Below are 14480 nucleotides of genomic sequence, written 5' to 3'. Positions count from 1 at the left end.
TGGGGTTCAGGCAGCGGGGAACACCCTTGGCGTACCGGGCGAGTTCAGAATCGCAACGGGGGCGATTCTGACCCCGGCGGTGCCCCCGTCCTCGGGAGTCAGACGTATGCCCGTGAGATGCCAGGTGCCGTCTGTCTTGACTTCCCGGACGCCGGACTCAGCTAGCCGGAACTTGGTGAACTGCGGCGTGAAGCGGTTGCGGGCAATGCCGTTGGCGTCCTTCCACTCCTTCAGTGCTTGGTTGAACTCGGACCGCCGGACCTTGGCGTCCGCGTCGAACACGAACAGGTCGTCAATCAAGGGCGCCAGCGGGTTTACAGCTTCCTTGTGCTTGCGCGTGGTAGCGCTTACTGCCTCTGGCGACTTGAGCCCGTCCCTGTGGTAGCGGACGGCTCCCCGAACGCACCATGCCGCGATCCCTTCAGCCTCTGCGGCCAGTGCTTCGTCCAGGTGGCGGTCCTCCCGTCCGGCGAACGACTCGGTGAACTCCACGGCTCGCACGCGAGACCAGATGGCCGCGCCCTGGCTTTGGAACTGGGGCAGGTAGTTGGACAGCAACACGATCAGGTACCGGGGCACGTATTCAAACGTCTCCCGGTATAGGTGCCGAGCCTGAATAGAGTCCCCGCCCGCGTGGCGCTTGAGGACTTCATCGTTCATGGGCGCGCCTTCGCTACCCTCGGACGCCGTGACAATGCGGGCGGTGCCTATCCGCGCTATGTCCTCAGTGTGAGCATTCCCGCCCCTTTCGAAAACGCTGAAATCCACGTCCTTGACGATGCTGGGGCCGAAGACATTTTTCAGAGCCCGAATAATGGTTCCCTTGCCATTGCGACCCTTGTCCCCGAACCACACGGCGAATGCGTGCTCCCGGTTGTGCCCGGTGATGCCGTACCCGATCAGGGTTTGCATGTAGTCGATGACTTCCGACTGACCGGGAAACACGCCGTTCAGGAATTGCAGCCAGCGCGGACACTCAGCGTCTGGGTTGTAGTTCGTCGGCGCGGTCTGCGTGAGTAGGCATTCCGGGTACGCGGGGCGCAGCTCGCCAGTATCCAGGTTTACGATCCCATTGGAGAACGTCAGCAAATGCGGATGCGCGTCCACGGAGGAAGCGTCAACATGCAATTCTGGGAGGGATTCCAGTTCTGTGGCGATCGCCTTGCGGTGGTGTGCTCGACGCAGGTTCATCGCTGCTTCCGCCAGCCAGTCGGCACCGCCTTGGCCTGCTTCGGCGAGTAGACCGTTGCTGACCTTTGTCATTCCATCCATGGCGGGCGCCTGCTTGTGCCCTATCTCCCATGCGGTCCCGTTCCACTGCATCCAGCCAAGTTGCGGGGAGAAGCACACGCGTCCATCGAACCGCTCCGCGCAGAAATGGGCGTAATCAACGTGACGGATTCCGTCCTTGTTCGACAGACGGTCCTGCCATTTTGAATCGGTGGTCACCACTGCTCCCCCTGGTCGCCTTTGTAAGATTCGGCAATCTTGCGACGTTGTTCTGTACGTTCCCTTTCCCGGTGGCGGCCGTTGTCGCCGCTACTGGATTCCGGGTACGGGTCCTTGAAAAATATCTGCTCGTAAATAAGGCAACCGTCTTCGGTGGTCAAATCCCCTAGTGCGTCTTCAAGCCACGCAATCATTGCCGTGATGCGTGCGTGTGCTTGTTCCACTCGGCTCGGTGGTTTCCCCGTCATTCGTCGTTCCTGTCTTCGTGTTCGCCGCCCGTACAGCGCGTACCGATGTCGTTCACTGGGGCGCGTGACACCCGGCGCCGAACGTTGGCCGGCGGCTGAATGCGCGGGCGGCGAGTTGTTCCCGCTTCTATCCCCGTACACAGGGACCCGTGACAGCCCGCCGCACGCCGCGCCCGGCGGGACGGGACACCGGGACAGCGAAAAGGGCCCACCCCCGAATGGGGCGGGCCCTTGGGCATCGTGTCGGCGCTACGCCGCTTCGCGCGCCTCATTCGGCTCTTCACGGAAGCACACCGGAACGTAAGTGTCTTCCTCGCCAGCCCACGCGGGTCGGACGCCTACCTCCTCCCGTACTACATAGACCCGCTGAAGAATCAGCCCCAACACATCCCGGCGAGCTTCCAGGACCTTGCCGTCCCCGCCCGCCAACGCCTGCTGGGCCTCCTCAGGGTCCAACAACATGGACAGGTCGATGGTCGGTTCCGGAAGTTTGGACAGCGCACCTTCCACGGCGGCCAGTTGCTCAGAGATACGTGAACGCAAGCGGTCGTAGCGGGCTGCCCCTTCCGCGTCGTCGAACTCTCCACGCTCCCATCGGGCGATCTCCAGGGCCTCCAAACGAGTGCGGAGGGAGTGGGCTTTGGCGTCGAACTCGGACCGCTCCGCGTCGTACTCCGGCGCGTAAGTCTTCAGCCATCGTTGTGCCACCGCGTGAAGCATCGGGTCATCCGGCTCCATGGCTGCCAGCTTGGACAGCACGCAGTCCGCCACCAGTGCCTCCAAGGCCGGTGCCACGACGCTCCGGCCGGAGCACGGGTGTCCGTGCAGCTGAGAGATACACCGGTAGTAGCTGCGACGCGGAGGCTTCCGCCGATTGCCGACCATGGCGCCACCGCAGTCGCCGCAGCGAATGAATCCGGCAAGGAGGAATGTCACCGACCGTCCCGGGGACGCGCCCTTGCCTGTGCGCTTACCCGGCTTCCGGATCGTGGTCTTGCGCGAGTCGAGACGGGCCAGGATGCGGCGGTGCTCCGCTGCCGTGATCAAGCCATCCGCCACGCGTATGGGTTCGCCTTCGGAGTCCTCGACGAGGTTCCCCCGGTGAACGAGGTAACCGGCCAGCACCGGTGACGCCAGGATGTGCCGGACTGTCGTCAAGCCCCACGTGTTGCGGAACGGTATGGGGGTCTCCTCGATCTTGGCGGCCTCGTCGTCCCGCCCTGCCGCGCGGAGCTTCGCCAGCAGTTCTGTCCGCTTCGCGTGCCGAAGGGATGGAACACCCTCCGCCGTGAGTCGTGCCGCGATGCCCCGCAGCGTTCCCCCGGCCAGGTACTCCTCCACCATGCCGCGCACGACAGCTGCCTCTGTCGGGTGCGGCTCCAGCCGACGGTCACGGTTGACCACGTATCCGAATGGCCGCTCCTTGGTCCACCGCCCCTTTTCCCGGTCACGGAGCTGGCGGGAGGAGACACGGAGCTGGATGTTCTTGGCTTCCTCCTTGGCCTGTTCCGCCAGGAACGACGCCAGGGTGACCCACCCGGGGTTGGCGGAGTCCAGGTTGTCCTTCAGGGAAATGAAGCGGACTCCGGTGTCCTCCACCAGCTCCACGATGTCCGCAAGCTGGCGGATGCCCTGGCGGGTCACCCGGTCGATCTTCCAGGCGATGAGGAACGCCGGGCGCTGCTCTTGGACGTAGGCCGTCATGGCGTCGAACTGCTTGCGACGTACCTTGGCCTTGGATGCGGAGACGACTTCCCTGAAGACCTTGATCTCCGCGTCCGGCCCGGCCAGGTCCCGGGCCCGCTGCACGCAGTCCGCTTCCTGGCCCTCCAGGGAGTCGGACACATGTGAATCATGAGAGAGCCGTAGGTAGAGGACGACGACCGGATGACTGTCGGTGTGAGGCATGGTTCCCGCTTCGTTCGTGCCAGGTTTCGCCTCCGTTCCCTGGGGGCCGTGACACGCAACGCAACGTGACTTTGCACGGCACACAAAGATCAGTGGTCGGTCCTGGACTGGAACGAACCGTCCATCGGTTTTTACCGGTCGATCGGTGCCCGGCCCATGGACGAATGGACGGTCTTCCGGCTCACTGGAGATGCGCTGCACGCGCTGGCGGACACCGCGCCCGCCAACGGAGCGTAATCGGCCTCGATTTGGGGGCACCGACCCCTACCACTGTCCGTGCCCGAGGTTTTACACTCTGTAACAGACGTGCTGTCGGTGAGCCGGTGGTCGTCGTCCGGACGGCTGCCCTGCTCCTTCCGGGCGACACCGGCCCGCAGATCGCGATAGCGTCACAGCCGAACCACGAGCCGCGCCGGATCGTTCTCCTTGCACCCCGCGGGAGAACCGTCCGGCACGGACACCCGAAGTACGCGAAGTATCCGAAGCGCAAGAGCTTCGACACGCATTCCAGCTCTACCAGCTTGTGCCACCTTGGAGGTGAGGGTGTCCCAGATCGCAGGCGAGCCCGGGACTCAGGACTTCGTGGAAGTCCGTCTGCCCGCTGCGGGTGCCTACCTGTCCGTGCTGCGTACGGCCACCGCCGGTCTCGCAGCCCGCTTGGACTTCACCCTCGACGAGATCGAGGATCTGCGCATCGCGGTCGACGAAGCCTGCGCGATCCTGCTGCAACAGGCCGTCCCCGGCAGCGTCCTCAGTTGCGTCTTCCAGCTCATCGACGACGCGCTGCAGGTGACGGTGTCGGCCCCGACGACCGACGGCCGCGCTCCGGAGCGCGACACCTTCGCCTGGACGGTGCTCTCGGCACTGGCCGGCAAGGTCGACTCCAGCGTCGCCGAGGACCGCACGGTCACCATCAGTCTGTACAAGGAGCGCGGCGCCGGTCCCGGACCGTCATGACCGAACAGGGGGCCCCGTGAAAGATCTCGAACGCGGCGCGAGGATGGCGGCGGGCGCGGTCATCCCCGGGCAGCATGCCCAGCCGCACCCGACGGGCGCGGACGACCACGGCGGCCGGTTGGACGCGGCGGAGCAGGCGGAGCGGGCGGACCACATGGAGCAGAGCGAGCAGCAGGGCCGGCAGGCGGACCGGCAGGTTCCGCCGACTGCCGGCGACCGGCCCGTGGAGCGGCACTCCCCGGCGCCGGAGGATCCGCACGACCGCGGCGGCGCCCGGGCGATGTTCTACGAGCTGCGCAAGCTGCCCGACGGCTCCCCGGAGCGTGCCGAGCTGCGCAACACCCTGGTGCGCATGCACCTGCCGCTGGTCGAGCACCTGGCCCGCCGCTTCCGCAATCGCGGCGAACCGCTCGACGACCTGACCCAGGTCGCCACGATCGGCCTGATCAAGTCGGTCGACCGCTTCGACCCGGAGCGCGGCGTGGAGTTCTCCACCTATGCCACGCCCACCGTCGTGGGCGAGATCAAGCGGCACTTCCGCGACAAGGGCTGGGCGGTCCGGGTCCCGCGCCGCCTCCAGGAGCTGCGGCTGTCCCTGACGACGGCGACCGCCGAGCTGTCCCAACGGCACGGCCGGGCGCCCACGGTCCATGAACTGGCCGAGCACCTGTCGATCTCCGAGGAAGAGGTCCTGGAGGGCCTGGAGTCGGCGAACGCCTACAGCACCCTCTCGCTCGACGTCCCGGACACCGACGACGAGTCCCCCGCGGTCGCCGACACCCTCGGCGCGGAGGACGAGGCGCTGGAGGGCGTGGAGTACCGCGAGTCCCTCAAGCCGCTGCTGGAGGACCTCCCGCCGCGCGAGAAGAAGATCCTGCTGCTGCGGTTCTTCGGCAACATGACCCAGTCGCAGATCGCCCAGGAGGTCGGCATCTCCCAGATGCACGTCTCCCGCCTGCTGGCCCGCACCCTGGCCCAACTCCGCGACAAGCTCCTCGTCGAGGAGTAACCCACCCCGTAGCCCATCCCGCTGGAACGCAGCCCCCTCCCCGGTGGGGCGCGGACCCCCCTCCGCCCCACCCGCGGGCCCCCTCTCACACCGCCCCGCGGGAACACCCGCCGTCCACTCCGCGGAAACGCTCACCACCCCGCGGGACGCCCGTTCGCCCCACCCCGGGACCCCCGGTCGCCCCCGCGGGGCCCACCCATGGGCAACGCGCCGCCCCGCTCCTCCCCACTCCTCGGAATATCTCGCCGCCCGACCCCGTTGTGGCCCCGTAGGGGGCGCTCGCATCCCCTACGGGATCCGTTCGCCCCTCCCCTACGTGCCTCAGCCCCCGGCCCCGCCCCGCGTCCTACGGCGTCTCGCGCGGCCCGATGCCGAGCGCCGCCGTCGCCGTCGGGTTGACCAGCAGGACGAGCACGACCACCGCCGCCACCGCCAGCGCGGCCCCGCCGGCGATCAGCGCCCCACCGCCCTTGACGAGCGTCCAGGCGACCGGCAGCGCCACGATCTGGGTGATCAGCGACGGCCCCCGGCTCCACCGCCGGCGCAGCCACAGCCCCCGCGCGGCGACCAGCGGCAGCACCGCCAGCGCCAGGATCGTCACCCCGCCCATCTCCGCCTGCTGCGGACTGTCCGGCGCCCCGACCAGGCCGTTGATCAGCATGTACGCGCCGAGGGCGGCCAGCGCCAGACCCTCGACGGCGGTGAGCGCCGCGGCGGCGCTCAGCCGGGCGGGCCGCGGGCCGTCCGGCTCGGGCACCGCAGGGGTACCGGCGGCTCGCTTCGGGGACTGCTTCTGCTGACTGGTCACCCCAGCAGGGTAGCGCCGGGCCCCTGGCGCCGGTCGCGCCCGGACCCTGGACAGGGGTGAGGCCGGTACCGGCAGGTAGGTACGCTGCTGCACATGCGCGCACTTCTCGTGGTCAATCCCGCTGCAACCACCACGAGTGCCCGTACCCGTGAAGTACTCGCCCACGCGCTGGCCAGCGATCTCAAGCTGGAGGTCGCCGAGACGCAGTACCGCGGGCACGCCCGCGACCTGGCCCGGGAGGCCGCCGAGGGCGGCGAGACCGACCTGGTGGTGGCGCTCGGCGGCGACGGCACGGTCAACGAGGTCGTCAACGGTCTGCTGACGACCGGCCCCGACCCCGAGTCGCACCCCCGGCTCGCGGTGGTCCCCGGCGGCTCCACCAACGTCTTCGCCCGCGCCCTGGGCCTGCCCAACGACGTCGTGGAGGCCACCGGCGCCCTGCTGGACGCGCTGCGCGACCGCAGCGAGCGCACCGTGGGCCTGGGCCTGGCGGCCGGAACCCCGGGCACCCCGGACGAGGGGGTGCCGTCCCGCTGGTTCACCTTCTGCGCCGGCTTCGGCTTCGACGCGGGCGTGGTCGGCCGGGTCGAGCAGCAGCGCGAGCGCGGCAAGCGGTCCACGCACTCCCTCTACGTGCGCCAGGTCGTCCGGCAGTTCCTGGGCGAGGCCAACCGCCGCCGGGGCACCATCACGCTCGAGCGACCGGGTGCGGAGCCGGGCACGACGGAGGTCACCGAGAACCTCACGATGTCCATAATCTGCAACACCGCCCCCTGGTCGTATCTGGGCAACCGTCCGATCTACCCCTCCCCCGAGGCGTCCTTCGACACCGCGCTGGACCTCTTCGCGCTGGACAAGTTCTCGGTGCCGGCGGTGACCCGTTACGCCTCCCAACTCCTCGCGTCGACACCGGAGCGCGGCCCACGGGGCAAGCACGTCCTCTCCCTCCACGACCTCACGGACTTCACCTTGCATTCGCAGGTTCCACTGCCGTTCCAGATGGACGGTGACCATCTGGGACTGCGGACGAGTGTGACGTTCACAGGCGTTCGCCGTGCACTGCGTGTGATTGTGTGAGCAGTAGGGCCTAAAGTCCTTTCACTCGAACGTTTAGACTGGCTTCCACCCCCTGGAATGACGGCTGTGAGCTAGGCGACACCAAGGAATCAAAAAAAAGTTTCCGGAAGGGGTTGTATCCGCCGCCGAGGTTTGCGAGTCTCTTCATGGCGATCGGGACGGCCGCTCTACCGGCCCCCTTGAGAGCCCGAATCCTCCTCCTCATCCCACAGGACCGCACCAGTCCTTGACTGGCTTTCGGCCCTTCCCTTGTGGAGGGATTCGTGAAAGCGTTCACATTCACAAGCACGTTCCCGTCACACGAGGAGATGGAGCAGCCATGGACTGGCGTCACCGCGCCGTTTGCCGCGAAGAAGACCCCGAGCTCTTCTTCCCCATCGGCAACACCGGTCCCGCGCTGCTGCAGATCGAGGAAGCCAAGGCCGTCTGCCGCCGCTGCCCCGTCATGGAGCAGTGCCTGCAGTGGGCGCTCGAGTCCGGCCAGGACTCGGGCGTCTGGGGTGGTCTGAGCGAGGACGAGCGCCGCGCGATGAAGCGCCGTGCAGCTCGCAACCGGGCGCGCAACGCCAGCGCCTGAGCCAGCCGCCCCGTGGCCCCCGAGAGCCGCAGCGCGCAGTACCTTCGATGCCCGCCCGGAGCTGAGACCCGGTCGTAATCGCATCGCAATAGCTTTGAGCCCCGGACCGAACCCGGTCCGGGGCTTGTTGCTGTCCGGGGTCCCCGGCCCCGCCCGACGGGCTGCCCTCAGTGCTGCTTCTCGGCGCGTACGGGGATGTCGAGGAGCACCCGGGTGCCGCCCTCGGGGCGGCGGACCATGTCGAACGTGCCGCCCAACTCCCCTTCCACCAGGGTCCGTACGATCTGTAGGCCCAGGTTGCCGGCGCGGTGCGGATCGAAGCCCTCCGGCAGGCCGCGACCGTTGTCCTGGACGGTGACCAGCAGCCGGGGCTCGGTGCGGCTGCCGCCGCGGACCGCGGCGACCTCGACGGTGCCGTGCTGCTCCTGGTCGAAGGCGTGCTCCAGGGCGTTCTGCAGCACCTCCGTGAGCACCATCGACAACGGGGTGGCCACCTCGGCGTCCAGGATGCCGAAGCGTCCGGTGCGGCGGGGGGTCACCTTGCCCGGGGCGATCTCCGCGACCATGGCCAGCACCCGGTCGGCGATCTCGTCGAACTCCACGCGTTCGTCGAGCGTCTGGGAGAGCGTCTCGTGCACGATCGCGATCGAACCGACCCGGCGCACGGCCTCGTCGAGCGCCTCGCGGCCGCGCACGGAATCCATCCGGCGGGACTGCAGCCGCAGCAGGGCGGCGACGGTCTGGAGATTGTTCTTCACCCGGTGGTGGATTTCCCGGATGGTGGCGTCCTTTGTGATCAGTTCCCGCTCGCGGCGCCGCAGTTCGGTCACATCGCGCAGCAGAACCAGCGAACCGATATGCGTGCCCTTGGGTTTGAGGGGGATGGCCCGCAATTGGATCACCCCGTCGTTTCCCTCGACCTCGAATTCCCGCGGGGCCCAGCCGCTGGCCAGTTTGACCAGTGCCTCGTCCACCGGGCCGCGGGCCGGGGCGAGTTCGGCGGTGGCCTGGCCGAGGTGGTGGCCGACGAGGTCGGCGGCGAGGCCGAGCCGGTGGTAGGCGGAGAGCGCGTTGGGGCTGGCGTACTGGACCACGCCGTCGGCGTCGAGCCGGATCAGGCCGTCGCCGGCGCGCGGCGAGGCGTCCATGTCGACCTGCTGGCCGGGGAAGGGAAACGTTCCGGCAGCGATCATCTGGGCCAGGTCGGAGGCGCTCTGGAGGTAGGTCAGCTCCAGCCGGCTGGGGGTCCGTACGGTCAGCAGATTGGTGTTGCGGGCGATCACCCCGAGCACCCGGCCCTCGCGGCGCACCGGGATGGACTCGACCCGCACCGGCACCTCCTCGCGCCACTCCGGGTCGCCCTCGCGCACGATGCGGCCCTCGTCCAGGGCGGAGTCCAGCATCGGGCGGCGGCCCCGGGGGACGAGGTGGCCGACCATGTCGTCCTGATAGGAGGTCGGTCCGGTGTTGGGACGCATCTGGGCGACCGACACGTATCGGGTGCCGTCGAGGGTGGGGACCCACAGGACGAGGTCGGCGAAGGAGAGGTCGGAGAGCAGCTGCCACTCCGACACCAGCAGATGGAGCCACTCCAGGTCGGAGTCGCTCAGGGCCGTGTGCTGGCGCACGAGATCGTTCATCGAGGGCACACCTCGGAGCCTACCGGCGTACGGTATGTGTTGTGCCTGCACGGCCATGGACAGACAAGAATGGTCCAGTCCAGAATGTGCGGTGCGGCACACTCCGGGAAGAACCGGAGTGCAGAAGCTTCCGCTCTCCCCGCACAGGAGGGCGGATCGAGGCCCACGGCGCTCTCTGCCCTGACTGCGCCCGGGCCTCCGATCGACCGGTTCCGGGACGGGGCCGTGCCCCCGACCGCACAGGGGGCACCTCCCGTCCGTAGTACGGGGCCGGCCGATGTCAGCTCCGGGCTGCGGTGCCGGACAGGTTGAGGGTCCTGTCCCGGCGCCGCGGCCCGCGGGTGTTTCCGGGGACTTCCCCCAAGGGGCCGATGCCCTAGACCCGCTCCCCCGTCCTGGACGGCCAGGCGTGCATGGCCAGTTCGGCGACCGCCTCCAGTGTCGCGCGGTCCGTGCCGTCCCGGGCGGACTGCGACATCCCCGCGATGATCGTGCTGACGTACTCGGCGAGCGCGCGGGCGTCGGTGTCGGCGGGGAGCCGGCCGGCGGCGATGTCGGCGCGGATCGCCTGCGCGATCTCCCGGGCGTTGGCCTGCCGCTTCTCCCGCAGGGAGGCGGCGACCTCGGCGGAGGAGGGCCCGGTGTTGAGTGCGGCGCTGATGACCATGCAGCCGCGCGGGCGGTCGGGGACGGTGTACTCGGCCGCGGCCTCGCGCAGGGCCCGCTCGACGCCGCGGCGGGCGGTCGGTTCCTCGGCCAGCGCACGGGAGATGAAGCCGCCGTACAGCTGTACGTACACGGCGATCGCCTCGTCGAACAGGGCCCGCTTGTCGCCGAAGGCGGCGTAGAGGCTGGGGGCGCTGATCCCCATCTCGCGGGTGAGGTCGGCGATGGACGTGGATTCGTAACCGTGCTCCCAGAACGAGCGGATCGCCTTCTCCAGGGCCGTGTCCCGGTCGAACGACCGGGGCCGGCCGCGCTGCTTGGTCTCCTTGGCCACCATGGAGTGAATTCTATAGCGGTCGATAAGAAACGCGTGCTACGGTTTTTATGTAGCAAGCACTACAGAAGTGCTTGCCGGACGACCGGCGCGCGTGCGGGTCGGAGGCACGGGCGCACAGACAAGGGGAGGGTTCACGATGGGTGCACTGAGCGGCAGGACGGCACTGGTGACGGGCGGCGGCCGGGGAATCGGCCGGGCGATCTCGGAGCGGCTGGGGCGGGACGGCGCACGGGTCGGCGTGCACTACGGGAGCGATGCGACGGCGGCGAAGGAGACGGCCGCGGCGATCGAGGCGGTGGGCGGCGAGGCGTTCACGCTGCGCGCCGAGCTGGGGGTGCCCGGCGACGCCGAGACGCTGTGGGCCGCGTTCGACGAGCAGGCCGACGGGCTGGACATCCTGGTGAACAACGCCGGGATCAACAAGGCGCTGGACGGCACGCTCCGCCCCTTCGGTGAGATCACGCGCGACGACGTCGAGCACCTCTTCGCGGTCAACACCACCGCACCGTTCTTCGTGATCCAGCAGGGGCTGTCCCGGCTGCGGGACGGCGGACGGATCGTCAACGTCTCCACCGGGCTCACGCACACCGCCGCCAAGTCGGAACTGCTCGCCTATGCGATGTCCAAGGGCGGGGTCGATGTGCTGACCCGTTCGCTGGCGCTGGAGCTCGGCCCCCGCGGCATCACGGTCAACACGGTGGCCCCCGGCGCGGTCGACACCGACATGAACGCCGCCTGGCTGCGCGGCGAGGAGAACGCCGTGGCGCGCACGGCGACCGGTGCACGCTCTCCGCTGGGGCGGGTGGCGGACCCGACCGACATCGGCGACATCGTGGCGTTCCTCGCCTCGGACGACAGCCGGTGGGTGACGAGCCAGTGGATAGACGGCAGCGGCGGCGCGCTGCTCTGACGGGGCGGCATCCCGCCGGCGGCGTCCGGTCGTGCCGGTGGCCGCGCCCGTCGCCGTACTCGCCACCGCCCCCATCGACGTTCCGGCCGTAGGTCCGGCCGTCGATCCGGTCACCTGGCCGGTCATCGGGGCGACGGGATGCGGTGGGGAAAACGTGCGGTTTTGTTCAGGGGTGCAACGGGGTCGCGTATGCCCGCCTCTGCTAGATTGGTCTATACCACATAGCCCATTCTTCAGAACGGCAGGCCAAGCGTGGAAGTTGTCATCGTCCCGGACGCCGCCGCAGGCGGCGAGCTCATCGCGGAGGCCGTCGCCACCCTGGTGCGGCGCAAGCCCGAGGCGCTGCTCGGCGTGGCCACCGGCTCGACCCCGCTGCCCGTCTACGAGGCCCTGGCGGCGAAGGTCCGGGCCGGTGCGGTGGACGCCTCGCGGGCCCGGATCTGCCAGCTCGACGAGTATGTGGGTCTGCCCGCCGGGCACCCCGAGTCGTATCGCTCGGTGGTGCTGCGCGAGGTGGTGCGGCCGCTGGGGCTCGACGAGAGCGCGTTCATGGGTCCGGACGGCACGGCGGAGGACGTCCAGGCCGCCTGCGAGGCGTACGACAGTGCGCTGCGCGACGCCGGCGGGGTGGACCTCCAGCTGCTCGGCATCGGCACCGACGGGCACATCGGCTTCAACGAGCCCTGCTCGTCGCTGGCTTCGCGGACGCGCATCAAGACCCTCACCCGGCAGACCCGGGAGGACAACGCCCGTTTCTTCGACAGCCCGGAGGAGGTGCCGCACCACGTCATCACCCAGGGCATCGGCACCATCCTGGAGGCCCGCCATCTGGTGCTGCTCGCCACCGGCGAGGGCAAGGCCGACGCCGTGGCCCAGGCCGTGGAGGGCCCGGTCGCCGCGCTGGTCCCGGCCTCCGCGCTGCAGCTGCACCGGCACGCGACGGTGGTCGTCGACGAGGCCGCGGCGTCCAAGCTGAAGCTGGCCGAGTACTTCCGTGCGACCTACGCCGCCAAGCCGGAGTGGCAGGGGCTCTGAGGGGAACCGCCGCGGCCCGAGGGCCCGTACCGGTGCCGGGCCCTGGCGGGAGCGGCGCGGGTGCGGGCCCTCGTCGCATCGCGGGGCGGGGCGACACGCCCCACGCGGTCGCCCCGCCCCGCCGGGCGGCGCCCCGCAGCCGTGGCGCGTCCGCCCGTAGGGGGCAGCCGGTGCGGACGCACGGCCCGTCGGAACGGCTGCCCGTCAAGGGGTGGGTGCCCGCGTCAAGGGCCGCCCTTCGGGGGCACCCCCCGACGCGGGCGGGGAGTGAGGGGTTGAGGGGATAGGAGGGGCAAGAGGGTTTGTTGCTTATGGCACTTGGGGTGCTTCCCGGGGCGCCCGGCCCGTGAGGGCTTCTGCTGCGGCCTGGGCGCAGACGCGGGCGGCGCCGTGGGTGGCGAGGTGCGGGGTGCCCTGGGGCGGGGCCTGGGGGACGCCCATCTCGACGACGGCGGTGCGGGGGCGGGCGGCCAGCAGGGTGTGCACGGCGTCGGCCATCCACGGATGGCGGTGCAGGTCGCGGACGACGGCCACGACGGGGCGGTCGCCGGCGGCGGTGAGCAGGGTGTCGACGAGGGCGCGGGTCCCGGCCTCGGCGTCCGCGGCCGTGCAGGCGGCGGTCCCGGTGCCGGGGAGGAGCCGGGTCAGTTCGGCGGCGACGCCCCAGGGGGTCTCGTCCCCGACGGCGATGTTGGCGAGGGGGGTGAAGGCGGCCACGTAGGCGGGTTCGGTGAGCGGCTCGTACGGGGTGGTGGAGGTCAGACGGAGGGCGCGGCGGGCGGCGGTCAGGCCGATCCCGGGGGCCGGCACGGGCCCCTCCCCCGTGGCCGCGTTCCGGGTCCAGCGTGCCAGGGCGCGGACGCGGGCCGCGGCGTCGGCGAGCCGTTCCTCGGGCAGCTCGCCTTCCCGAACGGCGTGCACCAGGGCGTCGCGCAGCCGCAGCACGGTGTCCTCGTCGGCCAGGCCGCCGCCGACGCAGATGGCGTCGGCGCCGGCCGCGAGGGCCAGCACGCTGCCGCGTGCGAGGCCGTAGGTGGCGGAGATGGCCCGCATCTCCATGCCGTCGGTGATGATCAGGCCGTCGAAGCCGAGGCCGCCGTCGGCGACGGGGGCGCGCAGCAGGCCGTGCAGGGCGGCCGGGCTGAGCGTGGCGGGGCGTTCGGCGTCCAGGGCGGGCAGCAGGATGTGGGCGCTCATCACGGCGCGGGTGCCGGCGGCCACCGCGGCGCGGAACGGCACCAGTTCGCGTTCCTGAAGGGTCGCCAGGTCGGCGTTGATGCGGGGGAGGTCGTGGTGGGAGTCGGTGGCGGTGTCGCCGTGGCCGGGGAAGTGCTTGGTGCAGGCGGCGACGCCGGCGGACTGCAGTCCCTCGACGTAGGCGGCGGTGTGCCGGGCGACGAGTTCGGGGTCGGCGCCGAAGGAGCGGACCCCGATGACGGGGTTGGCGGGGTTGGAGTTGACGTCGGCGGAGGGCGCCCAGTTGACGTTGATACCGCAGTCGGCCAGCCGGCGGCCGAGTTCGCGGGCGACGTCGCGGGTCAGCCGGGTGTCGTCGACGGCGCCGAGCGCGAGGTTGCCGGGGAAGGAGGAGCCGCCGCGCACTTCGAGGCGGGTGACGTCGCCGCCCTCCTCGTCGATGGCGATCAGCAGGTCCTCGCGGGCACCGCGCAACTGTGCGGTGAGCGCGGCGAGTTGGGCGGGTGTGTGCACATTGCGGCCGAAGAGGGCGACGGTCGCCAGGCCCTCGTCGAGGCGGCGCAGCAGCCAGTCCGGTGCGGTGGTGCCGGTGAAGCCGGGCTGGAGCACGGCGAGCGCGTCCCGGGTGAGGGTGTCGGCGGAGCGGACGACGGTGGCCATGG

13 protein-coding genes and 1 pseudogene are annotated in these 14480 nt (G+C 70.0%); 7 read left to right on the top strand and 7 right to left on the bottom strand.

What is annotated here, in order from left to right:
• Window positions 1–6: 6 nt before the first annotated feature.
• From K2224_RS12345 to K2224_RS12335, 3 genes are all read right to left on the bottom strand, one after another.
• The gene (locus K2224_RS12345) at window positions 7–1449 is read right to left on the bottom strand and encodes a phage/plasmid primase, P4 family (protein WP_221906610.1); all 1443 of its coding nucleotides are present in this window, start codon (window positions 1447–1449) and stop codon (window positions 7–9) included.
• Window positions 1446–1673 carry a hypothetical protein gene (locus K2224_RS12340; protein ID WP_221906609.1) on the bottom strand — a complete coding sequence of 76 codons (228 nt, stop codon included), beginning with the start codon at window positions 1671–1673 and terminating at the stop codon, window positions 1446–1448. Before K2224_RS12340 ends, K2224_RS12345 begins: the two co-directional genes overlap by 4 nt.
• A 273-nt stretch (window positions 1674–1946) precedes the next feature.
• Window positions 1947–3605: a recombinase family protein gene (locus K2224_RS12335; RefSeq protein WP_260692553.1), complete on the bottom strand. Its 1659-nt coding sequence runs from the start codon at window positions 3603–3605 to the stop codon at window positions 1947–1949.
• Between the two features lie 90 nt (window positions 3606–3695).
• Between K2224_RS12335 and K2224_RS40400 the strand changes: the two are divergent.
• The 3 genes and pseudogenes from K2224_RS40400 to K2224_RS12325 all read left to right on the top strand — a co-directional run.
• Window positions 3696–3842: pseudogene (locus K2224_RS40400) on the top strand (GNAT family N-acetyltransferase); the annotation flags it as partial.
• A 306-nt stretch (window positions 3843–4148) separates the two neighbouring features.
• Entirely contained in the window at window positions 4149–4562 is a 414-nt protein-coding gene (locus K2224_RS12330) for an anti-sigma regulatory factor (protein ID WP_221906607.1), read from the top strand.
• 43 nt (window positions 4563–4605) lie between these two features.
• Window positions 4606–5571 carry an RNA polymerase sigma factor SigF gene (locus K2224_RS12325; RefSeq protein WP_221909620.1) on the top strand — a complete coding sequence of 322 codons (966 nt, stop codon included), beginning with the start codon at window positions 4606–4608 and terminating at the stop codon, window positions 5569–5571.
• Window positions 5572–5917: 346 nt separating this feature from the next.
• On the opposite strand, the gene K2224_RS12320 is transcribed toward K2224_RS12325, so the two are convergent.
• The gene (locus tag K2224_RS12320) at window positions 5918–6379 is read right to left on the bottom strand and encodes a hypothetical protein (protein ID WP_221906606.1); all 462 of its coding nucleotides are present in this window, start codon (window positions 6377–6379) and stop codon (window positions 5918–5920) included.
• A 93-nt stretch (window positions 6380–6472) separates the two neighbouring features.
• On the opposite strand from K2224_RS12320, the gene K2224_RS12315 reads away from it, so the two are divergent.
• Both K2224_RS12315 and K2224_RS12310 read left to right on the top strand, forming a co-directional pair.
• Entirely contained in the window at window positions 6473–7456 is a 984-nt protein-coding gene (locus tag K2224_RS12315) for a diacylglycerol kinase family protein (protein ID WP_221906605.1), read from the top strand.
• A gap of 319 nt (window positions 7457–7775) precedes the next feature.
• A complete protein-coding gene (locus K2224_RS12310; protein WP_003983230.1) occupies window positions 7776–8033 on the top strand; it encodes a WhiB family transcriptional regulator in 258 nt (85 codons plus the stop codon).
• Window positions 8034–8200: 167 nt separating this feature from the next.
• Here the strand turns inward: K2224_RS12310 and K2224_RS12305 are convergent, their stop codons facing one another.
• The gene (locus K2224_RS12305) at window positions 8201–9673 is read right to left on the bottom strand and encodes a sensor histidine kinase (protein ID WP_221906604.1); all 1473 of its coding nucleotides are present in this window, start codon (window positions 9671–9673) and stop codon (window positions 8201–8203) included.
• Window positions 9674–10049: 376 nt separating this feature from the next.
• Window positions 10050–10676: a TetR/AcrR family transcriptional regulator gene (locus K2224_RS12300; RefSeq protein WP_221906603.1), complete on the bottom strand. Its 627-nt coding sequence runs from the start codon at window positions 10674–10676 to the stop codon at window positions 10050–10052.
• 136 nt (window positions 10677–10812) lie between these two features.
• Here K2224_RS12300 and K2224_RS12295 point away from each other — a divergent pair, with 136 nt between their 5' ends.
• Together K2224_RS12295 and nagB are read left to right on the top strand one after the other, a co-directional pair.
• Window positions 10813–11586, top strand: coding sequence for an SDR family oxidoreductase (locus K2224_RS12295; protein WP_221906602.1), 774 nt, complete (start codon window positions 10813–10815; stop codon window positions 11584–11586).
• Window positions 11587–11838: 252 nt separating this feature from the next.
• Complete coding sequence (gene nagB / locus K2224_RS12290; RefSeq protein WP_221906601.1) at window positions 11839–12621, top strand: glucosamine-6-phosphate deaminase; 783 nt, start codon at window positions 11839–11841, stop codon at window positions 12619–12621.
• A gap of 309 nt (window positions 12622–12930) precedes the next feature.
• Here nagB and K2224_RS12285 read toward each other — a convergent pair whose 3' ends face one another.
• On the bottom strand, window positions 12931–14478 hold the full coding sequence (locus tag K2224_RS12285; protein ID WP_221906600.1) for a glycoside hydrolase family 3 protein: 1548 nt from the start codon (window positions 14476–14478) through the stop codon (window positions 12931–12933).
• Between the last annotated feature and the right edge of the window lie 2 nt (window positions 14479–14480).

This window comes from Streptomyces sp. BHT-5-2 (assembly GCF_019774615.1).
Lineage (GTDB): Bacteria > Actinomycetota > Actinomycetes > Streptomycetales > Streptomycetaceae > Streptomyces.
Note: the sequence above shows the minus strand (reverse complement) of the source record. Positions and strands in the feature narration are given on the sequence as shown.